This window comes from Nocardia carnea, assembly GCF_029868855.1.
Classification (GTDB): domain Bacteria; phylum Actinomycetota; class Actinomycetes; order Mycobacteriales; family Mycobacteriaceae; genus Nocardia; species Nocardia carnea_A.
This window is the reverse complement of sequence record NZ_JARWOV010000219.1, coordinates 29,771-46,124: the sequence shown is the minus strand read 5'-3', so window position 1 is coordinate 46,124 and position 16,354 is coordinate 29,771. Positions and strand designations below refer to the sequence as shown.

The 16,354-nt window shown below is 68.5% G+C and carries 13 protein-coding genes; 5 read left to right on the top strand and 8 right to left on the bottom strand.

Annotation, left to right across the window (positions count from 1 at the left end; genetic code table 11):
• Nucleotides 1–189: 189 nt before the first annotated feature.
• Complete coding sequence (locus QH195_RS21345) at nt 190–786, bottom strand: hypothetical protein (protein WP_280436736.1); 597 nt, start codon at nt 784–786, stop codon at nt 190–192.
• Between the two features lie 297 nt (nt 787–1,083).
• Nucleotides 1,084–1,965, bottom strand: a complete 882-nt coding sequence (locus QH195_RS21340; protein WP_280436735.1) for a peptidylprolyl isomerase — start codon at nt 1,963–1,965, stop codon at nt 1,084–1,086.
• Nucleotides 1,966–2,155: 190 nt separating this feature from the next.
• Between QH195_RS21340 and hisS the strand changes: the two genes are divergently transcribed.
• On the top strand, nt 2,156–3,421 hold the full coding sequence (hisS, locus tag QH195_RS21335) for a histidine--tRNA ligase (RefSeq protein WP_280425216.1): 1,266 nt from the start codon (nt 2,156–2,158) through the stop codon (nt 3,419–3,421).
• 45 nt (nt 3,422–3,466) lie between these two features.
• Entirely contained in the window at nt 3,467–4,111 is a 645-nt protein-coding gene (locus QH195_RS21330; RefSeq protein ID WP_280425217.1) for a hypothetical protein, read from the top strand.
• 507 nt (nt 4,112–4,618) lie between these two features.
• Here QH195_RS21330 and QH195_RS21325 read toward each other — a convergent pair.
• From QH195_RS21325 to QH195_RS21310, 4 genes are all read right to left on the bottom strand, one after another.
• Nucleotides 4,619–5,704 carry a 2-oxoacid:ferredoxin oxidoreductase subunit beta gene (locus tag QH195_RS21325; protein WP_280436734.1) on the bottom strand — a complete coding sequence of 362 codons (1,086 nt, stop codon included), beginning with the start codon at nt 5,702–5,704 and terminating at the stop codon, nt 4,619–4,621.
• Between the two features lie 70 nt (nt 5,705–5,774).
• Nucleotides 5,775–7,736: a 2-oxoacid:acceptor oxidoreductase subunit alpha gene (locus QH195_RS21320; protein ID WP_280436733.1), complete on the bottom strand. Its 1,962-nt coding sequence runs from the start codon at nt 7,734–7,736 to the stop codon at nt 5,775–5,777.
• Between the two features lie 332 nt (nt 7,737–8,068).
• Entirely contained in the window at nt 8,069–9,085 is a 1,017-nt protein-coding gene (locus QH195_RS21315; protein WP_280436732.1) for an Rv2578c family radical SAM protein, read from the bottom strand.
• A 31-nt stretch (nt 9,086–9,116) separates the two neighbouring features.
• The gene (locus tag QH195_RS21310) at nt 9,117–10,118 is read right to left on the bottom strand and encodes an NAD-dependent epimerase/dehydratase family protein (RefSeq protein WP_280436731.1); all 1,002 of its coding nucleotides are present in this window, start codon (nt 10,116–10,118) and stop codon (nt 9,117–9,119) included.
• A gap of 197 nt (nt 10,119–10,315) precedes the next feature.
• Here QH195_RS21310 and QH195_RS21305 point away from each other — a divergent pair, with 197 nt between their 5' ends.
• Together QH195_RS21305 and QH195_RS21300 are read left to right on the top strand one after the other, a co-directional pair.
• Entirely contained in the window at nt 10,316–10,633 is a 318-nt protein-coding gene (locus QH195_RS21305) for a type VII secretion target (protein ID WP_280425222.1), read from the top strand.
• On the top strand, nt 10,630–12,219 hold the full coding sequence (locus QH195_RS21300) for a hypothetical protein (RefSeq protein ID WP_280436730.1): 1,590 nt from the start codon (nt 10,630–10,632) through the stop codon (nt 12,217–12,219). Before QH195_RS21305 ends, QH195_RS21300 begins: the two co-directional genes overlap by 4 nt.
• Before the next feature lie 9 nt (nt 12,220–12,228).
• Here QH195_RS21300 and ypfJ read toward each other — a convergent pair whose 3' ends face one another.
• The gene (gene ypfJ, locus QH195_RS21295; protein ID WP_280436729.1) at nt 12,229–13,152 is read right to left on the bottom strand and encodes a KPN_02809 family neutral zinc metallopeptidase; all 924 of its coding nucleotides are present in this window, start codon (nt 13,150–13,152) and stop codon (nt 12,229–12,231) included.
• A 145-nt stretch (nt 13,153–13,297) separates the two neighbouring features.
• On the opposite strand from ypfJ, the gene aspS reads away from it, so the two are divergent.
• Complete coding sequence (gene aspS / locus QH195_RS21290; protein WP_280436728.1) at nt 13,298–15,121, top strand: aspartate--tRNA ligase; 1,824 nt, start codon at nt 13,298–13,300, stop codon at nt 15,119–15,121.
• 112 nt (nt 15,122–15,233) lie between these two features.
• Here aspS and QH195_RS21285 read toward each other — a convergent pair whose 3' ends face one another.
• Nucleotides 15,234–16,250 carry a hypothetical protein gene (locus tag QH195_RS21285; protein WP_280436727.1) on the bottom strand — a complete coding sequence of 339 codons (1,017 nt, stop codon included), beginning with the start codon at nt 16,248–16,250 and terminating at the stop codon, nt 15,234–15,236.
• Nucleotides 16,251–16,354 lie beyond the last annotated feature (104 nt).

The following is a 16,354-nucleotide window of genomic DNA, read 5'->3' as shown; positions in this document are numbered from 1 at the left end:
ATCACGTGCAGAGCGACCGACGGATCCGGCCCGTAGTCCATCACTCGCTCGGGCGGCGCGAGTTCCCATGTCTTTTAAAATTATTTAAACCCATAAACGCCACTATAAAACCCGCTTCTAGTCGGGGGGTTTTATCGTTGTACCGATCGGCGCAAGCGCGCGAACGCCTCCGCAAACCGCCGACCGGGGTTACCGGCTCCGCTCCAGACCGCGGCTGCGGCTGAGTTCCTGTTCCCGGGCCCGCTGGACCGCGGGTGTGCGGTCCGGGCGGTTGCGGGCCGCTTCGCTGGCGGGACCCGCCTGGCCCACCTCGACCAGCATCCGGGCCGCCGCCAGTTCCGGGGCGATCCCGATCTTGGCCAAATGCGCGGCCAATGCGGCCCGGCGCTCCACCGAGTCGTAACTCACCGCGGTGGCGGTACCGGTCAGCTGTTCGGATCTCTCCGTGAATCGTTCCAGCGTGACGCGGTCCTTCTCCAGCTGCACCCCGCGGTAACCGCTCGTTTCCCGTTGCGGGACGGAGGAGCCGGGTTTGACTTCGGCCGCCGCCCGCGAAATGGTCTGGGCCAATGCGAGGTTGCGTGGATCCTTGGACTTGGCGTCGCGCGCCTCGCGGATCTGCAGTTCCCGGGCCTCTTTCACCCGTGCCTCGGTGAGCTTCACGCGGGCCTCGGCCTCACGCTGACCGCGTTCCCGGGTTTTCAACGCGACGAGGGTCGCGATCTGCAACATCGTCTTCATCATGGCCGCGGTTTCCCGGCCGATATCGTCGATATCCTCGGACATGGCTGCTCCCGATACTGCGGTGGTCACTATGGGTGTTCATGGTGCCCGGCGGCAGCGGGTGCCGCGCCGGGCGGATCGGGATTCGCCACCCGACCCGCGAACGGTCCGCCGGGATCCGCTCTCCGGAAGATCCCGCCGGCAGCGCACCGGCCCGAACGGCGACCGATGAGCGCGACATGGTCACGCGCACTCCCGCTTTCGAGATTACCCGAGAGACAGGGGCACAGTCTGTACTACGTAACGCCGACCAGCATATATCTACGGGATCGCCGCGGGGGCGAACCCGCCCGGCCGATCTCAGTCGATCCGTACCGAATTCAGCGTCACGGACTGGTTCGGTTTGCCGTCGCCCGGACCGTTGGATTCGTCCTGGCCGATCCCGGCGATAGTATCCAGCGTGGCCAGACCGGCCTCGTCTACAGTGCCGAAGATCGTGTAGTTGGGCGGCAGCATCGAATCGCCGTAGACGATGAAGAACTGGCTACCGTTGGTGCCCGGTCCGGCGTTCGCCATGGCCAGCACACCGCGCTTGTAGCTGATCGGCTCCGACAGGGCCGGATCGTTCGGCGGGTACTGGTCGGTGGGGTACTCGTTGTCGAACTGATATCCCGGCCCGCCGGTACCGGTGCCGGTCGGATCGCCACACTGCAGGACCTTCAGCCCCTCGCCCTGGGTGAGGCGATGGCAGTCCGTACCGTCGAAATAGCCCTGGCCCGCCAGGCTGGCAAAACTGTTCACGGTGCACGGCGATTCGGCATTGTTCAGCGTCAGCCCGAGCGGGCCGTGGTTGGTATCCACACTGAGGCTCAGCGTCGCGTTGGCGTCGCCGGTCTGGATACCCTCTGCGCGCGGTTTCTCCACCGGTTTGGCCGCCGGCTCGGGGGTGGCGTTGTAGACGCAATTCACACTGGCCGGTTTCGCGGCCGCGGGTGGCGGCGGTGCGGCGCCCGGCGTGCTGGACAGCGAGGCGTCGGGTGTCTGCGAGGCGGCGGAGTCGGCGTTGTCCTCTCCTCGGGTCAGGAAATACACACCGGTCACCGCGGCGATCACCACGACGACACCGAGCGCGGATCCGGCGATGGTGAGTTGCTTACGCTTGCGCGCGCGTTCGGCCCGGTTGGCGAGCTGTCGTTCCAGCTTGCGTTTCGCCGCAGCTCGGCGCTGTTCGTTGCTCGGCACTACCACGTTCCTCCCGTGCGGCGGCCGGGCCCGGGCCCGGCCGGTCGCTTCTGGTCTGTTGGTTCCGGGACTAGAGTCTGCCATCTCCGGCTGTGGGCCCCCGGATATCACCCGGGACTCCCCGCGCGGGCGCCGTGGCCGCCGTAACCGGTTGGACGCGACCGGGCCGGGTGGTGGAAACTGGTTCACCGTGACCAAGACCAGCAGCTTCTCCGCCCCGAAGGGGGTGCCGGATTATGTCCCGCCCGGTTCGGCCGAGTTCGTCGCGGTACGCGACGGCCTGCTCCGCGCCGCCCGACTCGCCGGGTACGGGCATATCGAGCTGCCGATCTTCGAGGACACCGAACTGTTCGCGCGCGGCGTCGGCGAGTCCACCGATGTGGTGAGCAAGGAGATGTTCACCTTCTCCGACCGCAGCGAACGCAGCGTGACCCTGCGGCCGGAAGGCACCGCCGGAGTGATGCGCGCGGTGATCGAACACGGCCTGGACCGTGGTCAGCTACCGGTGAAACTGAGCTACGCGGGCCCGTTCTTCCGCTACGAACGACCCCAGAAGGGCCGCTACCGGCAGTTGCAGCAGGTCGGGGTGGAAGCCATCGGCGTCGACGATCCCGCGCTGGACGCGGAAGTCATCGCGGTGGCCGATGCCGGGTTCCGCGGGCTGGGTCTCACCGGGTTCCGGCTCGAGATCACCTCGCTCGGCGACGAGACCTGCCGCCCGCAGTACCGCGAGCGGTTACAGGAATTCCTCTTCGGTCTCGATCTCGACGCCGAGACCCGGCGCCGCGCCGAGATCAACCCGCTGCGCGTACTCGACGACAAACGACCCGAAGTGCGCGAGATGACCGCCGACGCCCCGCTGATGCTGGATCACCTGTCCGAATCGGCGAAGAACCACTTCGACCGGGTTCTCGCCCACCTGGACGCGCTCGGCGTGCCGTATGTGCTGAACCCGCGGATGGTGCGCGGACTGGACTACTACACGAAAACGACCTTCGAATTCGTGCACGACGGCCTCGGTGCGCAATCCGGGATCGGCGGGGGCGGCCGCTACGACGGTCTGATGGCGGAGCTGGGCGGGCAGGCGCTGTCCGGTATCGGCTTCGGGCTCGGGGTGGACCGCACCGTCCTGGCGCTCGCCGCCGAAGGGGTCGGCGCGGGCGATCCGGCACGCTGCGAGGTATTCGGGGTTCCGCTCGGGGACGCCGCGAAACAGCGGATGGTGGTGCTGGCCGGCGAACTCCGGGCCGCCGGTGTGAGCGTAGACCTGGTCTACGGCGACCGCGGAGTCAAGGGGGCCATGAAGGCCGCCGACCGGTCGGGTGCCCGCTACACCTTGATCCTCGGTGACCGCGATCTGGCCGAGCAGACCATCGGGCTGAAGGATATGCGCACGGGCGACCAGCGGCAGGTCCCGCTGGCGGATATCGTCGCCACGCTGTCCGACCGCCCGTAGTACTCTGCGGGCGACCCCCTGCCCCTCGGACCGAAAAGCGCCGCCGTGACCGATTCGCCCCCGCCCGACGACGACCAGCGAATCGGGCTGGACCTGGTAGCACCCGAGATGTACGCGCCTGTCCTTCGCCGCTTGGCATTGGTTGCGGTATGTCTCGCCCTGGTTGCCGGTCTCGTGGCCGGATTGTTTCTGGATCCGGTCACCGGAGTCGTGGCAGCTCTCGTGGTGGCCGTGCCGGCCGCCGGATATGTTCTGGCGGTCCGGCGACGCCGCCTGTGGCTGGCCGGGAACACGCTGAACGCCCGTACGCTGTGGCGGACCCGGCAGCTACGGGTTCCCGCCGTGACCGGTGTCGAATTGCTGGTCCACCCCGGCCGTCTCAGCCGGGTGATCCTGCGGCTGACGGCAGGTCCGGATCGTCAACTGGTACCGCTGGCCATGTACACCGACGCGGGCAGCGGCCGTGAACTGCATATCCTGGGCCTGCGCCGGCTGGCCGACGCCTTGTCCCGCAGCGAACTCGCGGCCGGTGTCGCGGTCGCCGACCTGCTGGTGCACCAGTTACGCGCCGAAGCCCGTGATGCCGCCCTTCCGGAGCGTCCCCTGTACCGGGCGGTCGCTGCGGCCCGCGCCAAGGACTACGTAGCCCAGATCGTGCTCACCGACGAGGAGATCGTCGCACTGTACTGATATGAGCCCGAGGAAGCCACCGTGACGATCTGCGGTGGCCGGCGGACCGCTGCAGGTTCCCGGAATGGGCAAGAGCGAGCGATGCCGAAGTAATCGCTCGGATCACCGAACACCCGGAGCAGCCCGCGCACCGGCCGGTATCGCCTACTGCTCTGGCGGCAACGCCCCGCACGAGCGTGGGGCCCCGGTACGCCGGATCCGGATCAGCGCCCGGTTCCCGGACACGGAGCGAGGCGACGAGCTGTGTCCACCGTCGCGAACGGTGTGAGCGGCATAGTCGACGAGGAAGCTCCGCCGAGGCGCCGCGGCAACGAAACTCGCACCGACCACGCAATCCCGCACAGCCAGGTTTTCTCCCGGACCGCCGATAACCCGATGCGCCGGGCCGGCCATCGGTGTCGTCCATACGGACGAAACCGCCGAGTGACCCGGCAGCAGAGTCGTGATTCCGCAGATCGCCCGCCATAGTGCGACTCGTCCTTGTTCGGGCAGGGCCGATTGCGCCGATCAGACCGTCCAGGTCTCCGGCCCGGTGAGCAGACGCTGTAGCGCGTCGGGACCGACCGGGTTCTTCTCCTGGGCGGCTGTGCTCTGCGCCCGGACGCCGTCGTCGTAGGTCGGTCGCCGCACGGCCCGGAAGATACCGGTGACCACGTGGTCGAGATCTTGGTCGGAAAGGCGCGACAGGGCGTAGGCGTATTCGGGGTCGTCGCGGTGGGCGTCGTGGACGACGATATCGTCCTCCGCGACCTCCGTCGCCGGTGCCACGGCCAGCCCGAAACCTCGCTGTACCACGGCGTATTCGCCGTCGGCGCCGAAACGCAGGGGTTCGCCGTGCCGGAGCGGTATCAGGCGGGACTCGCTGTCGCCGCGCCGCAGCACATCGAAGGAACCGTCGTTGAAGATGGGGCAGTCCTGCAGGATCTCCACGAACGAGGTACCGCGGTGTTCGGCAGCCGCGCGCAGCACCTCGGTGAGTCCCGCACGGTCGGAGTCCAGAGCGCGGGCGGCGAACGTCGCTTCCGCGCCGAGAGCGACCGACAGCGTGTTGAACGGATGATCGACCGAGCCCATGGGCGTCGATTTGGTGACCTTGCCGGCTTCGGACGTGGGGGAGTACTGGCCCTTGGTGAGACCGTAGATCCGGTTGTTGAACAGCAGGATGGTCATGTTCACATTGCGGCGCAGGGCGTGGATCAGGTGGTTTCCGCCGATGGAGAGCGCGTCCCCGTCTCCGGTGACCACCCAGACCGACAGATCCGGACGGGTCACCGCCAGGCCGGTGGCGATAGCGGGTGCCCGGCCGTGGATCGAGTGGATCCCGTAGGCGTCGAGGTAGTAGGGGAATCGGCTGGAGCAGCCGATCCCGGAGACGAACATGAGGTTCTCCCGGCGCAGGCCGAGTTCGGCCAGGAACCCGCGCACCGTGGCGAGGATGACATAGTCACCGCAGCCGGGGCACCAGCGCACTTCCTGGTCGGAGGTGTAGTCCTTGGCCTTCTGGGGGCCGTCTGCGGTCGGCACGCCGGTCAGTCCCGAGACCGGCGTGATGCCGAGGTCCGCCCCGGCCGGCGAGGTTTCGATGATGGTCATGCTGTGCCTTTCGCGCATGATCGAGGGCCATTTGTGGTCCGCTCCGCCACCGCATCCGGGCCTGATCCGATCATGCGGTGTCCCCGTTCCTCCGATAGGTCGCTCGAGCTCGGGCGGTGAATGCCTTGCTCTGCTCCAGTTCGGCCAGTGTGCCGTCCAGGGCCGCGTCGATCACGCCGACCAGTTCCTGGGCGGAGAATGCCGTTCCCGCCACCTTCGTCCATGGTTGCACGTCCACGAGGTACTTCGCCCGCAGCAGCCAGGCCAGCTGTCCGCCGTTCATCTCGGGCGCCACCACGGTGTCGTATCGGCGCAGGATATCGCCGAGATCCGGTGGAAGCGGGTTGAGATGGCGCAGATGCAGCTGGGCGACCCGCGCGCCACGGCGGCGGACACGGCGGCAGGCCTCGCCGATCGGCCCGTAGGAGCTGCCCCAGCCGGCGAGCAGGACCCGTGCCGCGCCGTCCGGGTCGTCGACCTCGGCCGGCGGCACCGAGATACCGTCGATCTTGGCCTGGCGCAGCCGCACCATCAGCTCGTGGTTGGCCGGATCGTAGGAGATGTCACCGCTGCCGTCGGCCTTCTCCAGGCCACCGATCCGGTGGGCCCGGCCGGCGGTCCCCGGTACCGCCAAGGGTCGGGCGAGGGTTTCCGGGTCGCGGGCATAGGGCTGGAACTCACCGTCGCCGGCGGGCTCGAACGCTGGGTCGATAGGTTCGAGTTCGCTCACTTCGGGGATGGCCCACGGCTCGGAACCGTTGGCGATCGCCCCGTCGGACAGCAGGAGAACGGGCGTCCGGTACGTGAGCGCGATCCGGGCCGCCTCCACCGCGGCGGCGAAACAGTCGGCCGGTGAGCGCGGCGCCAGCACGGCGACCGGGGATTCGCCGTTGCGGCCGTACAGTGCCTGCAGCAGATCGGCCTGCTCGGTCTTGGTCGGCAAACCGGTGGACGGGCCCCCGCGCTGGACGTCGACGATCACCAGCGGCAGTTCGGTCATCACCGCGAGCCCGATTGTTTCGCTCTTGAGCGCCAGCCCCGGCCCCGATGTGCTGGTGACCCCGAGGGCACCACCTATCGCGGCGCCCAGGGCGGCACCGATCCCGGCGATCTCGTCCTCGGCCTGGAAGGTGGTGACACCGAAGTTCTTGTGCTTGCTCAGCTCGTGCAGGATGTCGGAGGCCGGTGTGATCGGGTAGGTGCCGAGGAACAGCGGGATACCCGCCAGCGACCCGGCGGTGATCAGGCCGTATGCCAGCGCGGTGTTCCCGGTGATCTGCCGGTAGGTGCCCGCGGGCAGGGCGGCCGGGGCGACCCGGTAGGTGGTGGCGAAGGCCTCGGTGGTTTCGCCGTAGTTCCAACCCGCCCGGAAGGCGAGGATATTGGCCTCGGCGATTTCGGGTTTCTTCGCGAACTTCTCCCGCAGGAACTTCTCGGTACCGCCGATCGGCCGCCCGTACATCCAGGACAGCAGGCCGAGGGCGAACATGTTCTTCGCCCGCTGGCCGTCCTTCTTGCCGACACCGGCCGATTCGGTGGCGGCCAGGGTCAGCGAGGTCATCGGTACCTGGTGCACGACGAAATCCGTCAGGTCCTCGCCGGTCAGCGGATCGGCGGCGTAGCCGACCTTGGTGAGGTTGCGTTTGGTGAATTCGTCGGTGTTGACGATGAGGGTGCCGCCGCGGGGTAACTCGGCCAGATTGGCCTTCAGCGCCGCCGGGTTCATCGCGACCAGCACATCCGGCTGATCGCCGGCGGTGAGAATATCGTGGTCGGCGATCTGGATCTGGAACGACGACACACCCGGCAGGGTGCCCTGCGGGGCCCGGATCTCGGCCGGGAAGTTGGGCTGGGTGGCCAGATCGTTGCCGAACGCCGCGGCCTCGTGGGTGAACCGGTCGCCGGTGAGCTGCATACCGTCACCGGAATCGCCCGCGAACCGGATGACGACGCGATCCAGTACCGCTGCGCCGGAGGAATTCTCGGCCGGCGCGGCATCGGACGGGGCGATGTTGTCGGGGTGCGAAACCATACGCGTGCTTCACTTCCTCGTCGAAATGAGCTACCAGCCGCCAACCTACCCCTGCCGGGGGCCGCCGCGCCGAGAAAGTGCGCGTCCGGTGCGCCGCGGGCGCGGTCCGGTGAGGTGGTCCGGAGGCGGCGGCCGGCCAGGCGGTGAGGCAAAACCGCAGATAGCGGGCTTGTCGAGCAGTCTGTTGCGTGGTGATCGCGTCGAGACACCCGCCCGGACCCCTGTCCGGGCGGTTGTCCGGCGGAATCGACGACATCACCGCGCGAATGCGCCGTGCGTGTGCTTCGCGTCCGGGGAAACCGGCACCGGCCTGCCGAACCCGCCGCACAGGTTCAGGCGAACAGCTCGAGCTGCGGCGTAGCGGCGGGCTCCGGTACCGGACGAGCCTCGGCGGGGCGCGGTTCTGCCGGGTACAAGCCGTGCTCGCGCAGCAGCGGATCGACCCGCTCCCGGAGCCACGATGCGTATTCGGGTGCGACCGTCGCACCGCGCCGGTAGAGCTGGCGGTATCGGCGCAGCAGCGCGGGGTGGGTTTCGGCGAGCCAGCCCAGGAACCAGCCACGCGTACTACCGCGCAGATGCAGGGGAAGCAACGCCGCCGACTCTGCTCCGGCGGCGGCGAGTTCGCCGAACAGTTCGTCCAGCTGGGCCCGGCCGTCGGTGAGATACGGGATCACCGGCGCCACCATCACATCGACGGCGAAACCGGCATCACCGCAGGCGCGGACCAGGTCGAGACGGGCTCGCGGTGCGGGTGTGCCGGGTTCCAGGCCACGCTGCAACTCCGGGTCCAGCAGGGCCAGCGAGATCCCGATATGTACCGGGACCTCGCGCGCGGCCAGGCTCAGCAGCGGCAGATCGCGGTGCAGCAGGGTGCCTTTGGTGAGGATCGAGAACGGCGTACCGGAATCGGTCAGGGCCCTGATGATTCCGGGCATCAGCCGATATCGGCCCTCGGCGCGCTGGTAAGGGTCGGTGTTGGTGCCCAACGCGACCTGCTCCCGATGCCAGGAACGGCGGGTGAGCTCGCGTCGCAGTACCGCCGCGATATTCGTTTTCACCACGATCTGGGTGTCGAAATCCGTTCCGGCGTCGAGTTCGAGGTATTCGTGCGATCCGCGGGCGAAGCAGTAGCGGCAGGCGTGCGAACATCCCCGCATCGGGTTGATCGTCCACTGGAACGGTAGATTCGACTGCTCGGGAACCTTGTTCAGTGCGCTTTTGCAGAGCACCTCGTGAAAGGTGATGCCCTCGAATTCGGGAGTCTGTACGGTGCGGGCGAATCCGGCCCGGCCGAGGCCGGGCAGTGCGCCGTCGTCGGCGTCCAGGGTCTGGTTCTGCCACCGCACGCGACCAGTCGAACACGCGTTCTAACTACTGTCAAGCAGTCGGGGTGAAATCCGGTAACGGGGCGTGTGGGTCGGCGAAGAAGGCCACCAGATCGCGCACGGTATCGTCGATCGGCCGGGGCCGATACCCCAGTTCACGGGTGGCTTTACCGTGGTCGACCAGCGGCGCCGAAACCAGTGCGCCGAGCGCCGCCTTGGAGACGACATCGGTACCCAGGCGTTTGCCGATCGGCTCCATCACCGGAATGAGGCCCGCGACCAGTTTCGGTGAGATGGAGAAGCGCGGCCCCTTCTTCCCGCCGTGCCGGGCCGCCATCCGGCAGAGCTCGAGCATGGAGATCATCTCGCCGCCGAGCAGGTAGTTCTCCCCGGTGCGGCCGTGTTCCCCGGCGAGCAGCAGGCCGCGCGCCACATCCCGGACATCGACCAGGTCGAAGCCGCCGTCGATCATGGCGGGAATGCGCCCGCGGGCGGCGTCGCGCAGGGAACGGTTGATCCGGGAGAGCGGAGTTCCGTGGTCGGCGGGCCCGAATACGCCGGTGGGGTTGCAGAGAACCGCGTCCAGGCCGGACTCGATCACCTTGCGGAGTTCGATCTCGCCGGCCCATTTGGACCGGTCGTAGACGGGCAGGCCGGTGTCGGTGGAGCGCAGGGTGGTCTCGTCGATCGAACCGCCGCAGCTGTACTGGTCGAAGGCGTGGATCGAGCTGGCGTGCACGAACCGGCGGGCGCCGACCGCGTGGGCTGCCTCGGCCACCACGCGTACACCCTCGGTGTTCACGCGCCAGGCGAGATCGTTCTTGTCCGCCAGGGTGATCACCGCGACCAGGTGGTACACCACCTCGGCGCCGTCGAGGGCCGCCCGCATGGATGCCGGATCCAGGACATCGGCGCTCACCCAGGTGACGTTCGGCGTGCCGGATTGCCGAGGTGCCACCCGGTCGATGGCGGTGATCTCGTCGCCGCGCTCGGCGAGCAACGGGAGCAGATTCGTACCCAGGTAGCCGGCTGCGCCGGTCACTGCGACCTTCATGCGGACGAGAATATAGAACTCGTTCTAATTTGCAACCTGTTCTAGTTTTGTGCCGGGGTTGGGTCTCGTCGGTGACCGGCGAGGTGGGCTATATTCGGGCGGCAACCATTTGATGCCGCAGGGGCGCGTGTCGTTGTGGCACACGAGAAGTTTCACGCGGTAGCGATGATGTTCACGATGAACCAGGGGGGAGCCCGATGAGTAATACCTCGGTGGAAACCGAAGCGCTGCGGGTATTCGGTACCACGAACGCCGGTATCGGCACGGAGATCGCCGGCGTCGCCAATATCGACGCCCTGCGCAACGTCGCCGCGCTGACGCCGGTGTTCGGTCTGATCGGCGCCGACTACCTGGCCATGTTCGCCGCCGCTCAAGTACTGCAGACCCGCGATATCAACGACCTCGCGGCCAAGTACCAGCATCTGTCCCAGGCCGCGTTCTCCTCGGCGATCGGCTACGACCTCACCGACGACGGCACCGCCGGTGCGCTCGGTGCGGTGGGAGGCGCGCTGTGAAACCGCTCGACACCGGCGCCGGAACCGCCGGCCTCATCGCTCCCGAGTTGCAGCACGCCGTTCCCTCCGGCAGCCCTGTGACCGCGGCCCCGGCGACCACACCGGATCCCGGTGCGGCGATCCAGGATATTCCGCTGGGTCAGCTTCCGGAGGGGGAAGCACCGGTCGAATCACCCGAGTTCGTGCTCTCGCAGCGGGTTTCCGAGGACGCGCCCGCGACCGCCGGAATGCCGGGCGGGATGCCGGGACTTTCCGGGCTCGCCGGCGAGGCGCCGGAGGCCCAGGACATCCTGTCGGGCGCCGTCGACGACGTGTCCGCGCAAGCGGACCATGTACTGGGTGTCGTGAACCAGGCGGCGGCCCCCGTGATCGATACGGCCCAGGGCCTCCTCGGTCAGGCGGCAGCGGCCGCCGGCGTCGGCGCGCCCGCCGGTGCCGCGGCGGGCGTTCCCGCCGCCGCGGCCCCCGCACTGCCGTCCGACCCGGTGGGCGCCCTGCTCAACGGCGCCGCACTGCCGGCGCTGCCCGGAATCGACGTGCTGTTCGCGCCGATTCGCGATCTGCTCAGCAGTTTCGGAACCGGTGTCATCGGCGCACTGGATCCCACCGCCATCCTCAGCCAGGCGTCCCAGGTCATCGAGGTGGCGATGGGTGTGGGTAAGAGCAGCCTGTCCGCCATGGGCCAGTCGTGGGAGAGCGAGGCCGCCCAGACCGCTCAGACGGCCGGGCAGGAAGCCAACAATTCCGGTGTGCAGACCAGCCAGCGCGGGTTCGATATCTCGGCGATGACGCAGGCCGCGGCCGCGGTGGTGCAGCAGGGCAACGCGCAGCTCACCACCATTGCCGCGTCCTTCCTTACCCAGGCCACAGCGCTCGCACCGGTGGTGATGACCCCGCCCGCGCAGACCGCGCTCATCGCGTCGGCCACCGAACACCTCGGCCAGGCCGTCACGGTCACCAACATCACACGCGGGGACCTCGCGGGCCGGACCGCGGAACTGAGCGGTGTGGTGCAGCAGATGCTCGGTGTGGACGGCCAGCAGGCCGCGCAGGCCGCCCAGCAAGTGGCGCAGAGCGTCGGCGAACCGATGTTGCAGCAGGCGCAGAGCCTTGCCTCGGATCCGTCTGCCCTGGAGTCCGTGCTCGGTTCGACCGCCGGTGAGCCGGCCGCGACCACCGCAGCCGGGCTGAGTACCGGAAGTCCCGGTATGCCGGGGAGTCCCGGAATGCCGAGCGGGAGTCCGGGTCTGTCGACCGGTGGCACGCCGGGCGTCCCCGGTTCGCCGTCGGTGCCGGGCGTTCCCGGTGCGACCACGCCCCCGATCGGCAATGTGATGCGGCCGGGCATGCTGCCCACCGGGATGACCCCTGCGGCCACCACTCCCGCGTCCAGTGGCTTCATGGGCGGTGGTGCACCGGGTGCGGCCGGTCAGCGCAACAACGACGAGGAACACGGCCGGACCGTCGAGTCGTATCGCAGCGCGACCGGTAACGACGACCTCACCGGTCCGCTGGGTGAATCGGCGCCGGAGGTCATCGGAGCGGTCGATCCCGACGAGGACGCCGGCTACGACAGCCAGTTCTGATCCACCGGGTCAGCGCGAGCTGTCCGGGTTGTTCAGATCGGTGGCCGAATGGGTATCGCAGGCCCGCACCTCACCCGTGCGGTATCCGGCGAGGAACCACTTCTGCCGTTGTTCGCCCGCGCCGTGCGTCCATACCTCCGGGTTCACCCGGCCCTGCGCCGCCTGCTGGATCCGGTCGTCGCCGACCGCTGCCGCCGCGGACAGGGCGTCGCGGATATCGGCATCGTCGAGCGGTTGCAGCAGCGGTGTGTTCGAACCCGGTGCGGGTGTGCGGTCGGCGTAATGAGCCCAGATGCCGGCGTAACAGTCGGCCTGCAACTCGGTGCGTACCGCCCCCGATTCCGGGCCCTGCGGATCCCGCTGGGCCCGGCCGATATCACCGAGCAGGGTCTGGATGTGGTGGCCGAACTCGTGCGCGACGACGTACTCCTGCGCCAGCGGTCCGCCTGCGGCCCCGAAACGGTCCACGAGCTCCTGGAAGAACCCGACGTCGAAATACGCGGTCCGGTCGGCCGGGCAATAGAACGGGCCGACCTCGCTGGTGGCATACCCGCACCCGGTGGACACCGAGCCGGTGAACAGGCGCAGGCCGGGTTGTTCGTATGTGACACCGGTCTGGCTGGGCAGTTGCTCCGCCCAGACGGCGTCGAGGCTCTGTGCGGTGAGCACGACCCGGCAGTCCACATAGGTGTTGGCGTCGGCTCCGGTCCGGCAATGCTGGGGAGTGCCGGCCGTGACCTCCCGCTGCCCCGTGTCCTGAGTGCCGGTGAACCGGCCGAGCACCGACCCGGGATCGCCTCCCATGAGCAGGGCGACGACCAGCACGATCAGCCCGCCCGCACCGCCGCCGAGGGCCAGCCTGCCGCCGCGGCCGGGACCGCCGCCGGAGGAGGCGCGGCCGGGGTCGATCTGCACGCGTTCGTTGAAAGTCATGCGAGCATCCCGTCTGAGAACGTATTTGCTGCGACTTTGCTGGTGCTGGCAATATATCCGTTTCAGCCCGCCCGCCGGGGCACACTACGATGGCAACCGCATCCGGTGGCCGTCCCGGTGTGCTCCGAACGTCGAAAGGAATCCCGTGCTGCGCACCCACTTGGCCGGTTCGTTGCGAGGCGAACAGGCCGGTCAGACCGTGACCCTCTCCGGTTGGGTGGCGCGGCGGCGTGACCACGGTGGCGTGATCTTCATCGATCTGCGTGATGCCTCCGGTGTGGCGCAGGCGGTCTTCCGGGAGGGTCCGGCGGCCGAGCAAGCGCACCGGCTACGGGCCGAGTACTGCGTTCGGATCGTCGGTGTGGTCGAAGAGCGGCCCGAGGGCAACGAGAACCCCGAATTGCCGACCGGCGCCGTCGAGGTGAACGTCAAAGAACTCGAGGTCCTCAACGAGAGTGCCCCGCTGCCGTTCCAGCTCGACGAGCAGCCCGGCGAGGAGGCCCGGCTCCGGTACCGATACCTCGATCTGCGCCGCGAGGGCCCGGCCCATGCCATCCGCCTGCGGTCGAGAGTGAACGCCGCCGCGCGCGCGGTGCTGGCCCGGCACGAATTCGTCGAAGTGGAAACCCCGACCCTGACCCGTTCGACGCCCGAGGGCGCGCGCGATTTCCTGGTACCGGCGCGTCTGCAGCCCGGGAGTTTCTACGCGTTGCCGCAGAGCCCGCAGCTGTTCAAACAGCTACTGATGGTGGGCGGTATCGAACGCTACTTCCAGATCGCGCGCTGCTACCGCGACGAAGATTTCCGGGCCGACCGCCAGCCCGAATTCACTCAGCTCGACCTCGAGATGAGCTTCGTGCGCCAGGAGGATGTGATCCTGCTGGCCGAGGACATCCTGGTGGCGCTGTGGGAACTCATCGGCTATCGGATCCCGACCCCTATCCCGCATATGACCTATGCCGAGGCGATGCGCCGGTTCGGCAGCGATAAGCCGGATCTGCGTTTCGGGGTGGAGATCACCGAATGCACCGAATACTTCGCCGAGACACCGTTCCGGGTATTCCAGGCGCCCTATGTCGGTGCCGTCGTCATGCCCGGCGGGGCGAGCCAGCCGCGCCGCCAGCTCGATGCCTGGCAGGACTGGGCCAAACAGCGCGGCGCCAAAGGACTGGCATATGTGCTGGTCGGTGACGACGGCACGCTCGGCGGCCCGGTCGCCAAGAACCTCAGCGAGGCCGAACGGGAAGGGCTGGCCGTACATGTGGGCGCCCAGCCGGGGGACTGCGTGTTCTTCGCGGCCGGACCGGCCAAGGCTCAGCGTGCCCTGCTCGGTGCGGCGCGGTCGGAGATCGCGCAGCGGGTCGGGCTGATCGACGAGAATGCGTGGTCGTTCGTCTGGATCGTGGATGCCCCACTGTTCGAACCCGCCGCCGACGCCACCGCCAGCGGCGATGTGGCGCTGGGACATTCGTCGTGGACGGCGGTGCACCATGCCTTCACTTCGCCGAAGCCGGAGTCGATCGACACCTTCGACACCGATCCCGGTTCCGCCCTCGCCTACGCCTACGACATCGTCTGCAACGGTAACGAGATCGGCGGCGGCAGCATCCGTATCCACCGCAAGGATGTGCAGGAACGGGTCTTCCAGGTGATGGGGATCAGCGAGGCCGAGGCACAGGAGAAGTTCGGCTTCCTGCTGGATGCCTTCGCCTTCGGTGCCCCGCCGCACGGCGGTATCGCCTTCGGCTGGGACCGCATAGTCGCGCTGCTCGCCGGTCTCGACTCGATCCGCGAGGTCATCGCCTTCCCCAAGACCGGCGGTGGGGTGGACCCGCTCACCGATGCGCCCGCCCCCATCACGGCGCAGCAGCGCAAGGAAGCAGGGCTGGACGCCCGGCCGCAGAACAAGGGCAAGGCCGATACCAACGGTGCGACCGGGGCCGCGGTCACCGAGGCGGGCGCCGGCTAGACAGCACGGATGCGACGTCCGGCCACTGATGTCATCGACGGTGGCCGGACACGCCCGTGCGGTAGCGGACTAGTCCGTCGCGGGGGCCGACGGAAGGCAGAGGTCCGGTTCGTCAGACGGGCGATACCGGGCCACCGGTGAGGGTGCGGTACGCGTAGGTGACCGCGATCGCCGCCACCGGGCCGGCCACCAGGAGGCCGAACCCGCAGGCGAGCAGACCGAGACAGGTGACCACGACGACGGTCAGCACCAGCAGGAACACCCGCCACGGATCCCGCAGTGCCAGCAGGAAACTGGATTTGATCGCCTCGACCGGAGTCTGCCCCTGGTCGATGGCGAAATGCAGCGAGAACATACAGCCGATACCGACCAGCATTCCCGGAATCAGGCACAGCGCGGAGGCGAGGGTGGTGGCCAGGAAGGCCAGTAACGCGGTCAGGAACGCGTTACCCAGGTTGCCGATATAGAAATACGAGCCGAAACCCGGCCGGTAGCCGTCGGCTTCGTACAGCGCGCCGCGTACCAGGGCGGCCTGGAGTACCCAGAGCCCGGCCATGACGACGGCGAAAAGCACCAGCAGCGCCGTCGCCGACCGTGGTTCGGTGATCCGAACCACCAGAAAGAACAGCAGGTAGATGATGAAGCCGAGTGAGGTCGCCGCGATCCAGGGGCCCGGATTGAGGCGAAACTTCTCGAGCCCGTAGCTGAGCGCGTGCCCGACATCGAGCCGTCCGGGGATTCCGGTGCCGAGCGCCTGATAGCCGTAGACCGGTGTCTCCGGCCCGGGACCCGTGCCGGGTGGGCCGTAGACGGGCCGACCGCCGGCCGGATCGGGAACGGTCCCGTCCGGCTGAGGCCGTTCCGTCGCCGCGGGCTGTGCGGGACCATCGGTGACCGTGCGGGCCGCGGGATCGGTGCCGGGGCCCGCGGTGGTAACCGGTTTCTCCATTCCGGGCGGGCCACTCCGGCCCGGGTCGTGGACGACACCCCCGGGGAAATCGGCGGTCCGCGGGCTGCCCGCGGCCGGGCCGCCCTCCGCCGTCGGCCGCGGTTCGCCGGGAGTGGGCTGCCTGCCTGCCGTGTCCGGGGCACCGGGGGAGTCGGGGGTGGAACTCGGTGTGTCGGTCACGCTGGCATACCTTTCGGCTCAACGGGTTTCCGGTGCGGCGCACAGCAGTTCAGATCGAGAAAACCCGACCTGCGCAGCGCTGTCAAGCAGGCCGGAAATACGCC

What these genes read in the sequence shown, in the direction of transcription:
- QH195_RS21305 (WP_280425222.1), top strand. Translation starts at nt 10,316, where the DNA reads ATGAGTAATACCTCGGTGGAAACCGAAGCGCTGCGGGTATTCGGTACC.
- QH195_RS21320 (WP_280436733.1), bottom strand. Translation starts at nt 7,736, where the DNA reads ATGGTTTCGCACCCCGACAACATCGCCCCGTCCGATGCCGCGCCGGCC.
- QH195_RS21310 (WP_280436731.1), bottom strand. Translation starts at nt 10,118, where the DNA reads ATGAAGGTCGCAGTGACCGGCGCAGCCGGCTACCTGGGTACGAATCTG.
- QH195_RS21325 (WP_280436734.1), bottom strand. Translation starts at nt 5,704, where the DNA reads ATGACCATCATCGAAACCTCGCCGGCCGGGGCGGACCTCGGCATCACG.
- ypfJ (WP_280436729.1), bottom strand. Translation starts at nt 13,152, where the DNA reads ATGACTTTCAACGAACGCGTGCAGATCGACCCCGGCCGCGCCTCCTCC.
- QH195_RS21345 (WP_280436736.1), bottom strand. Translation starts at nt 786, where the DNA reads ATGTCCGAGGATATCGACGATATCGGCCGGGAAACCGCGGCCATGATG.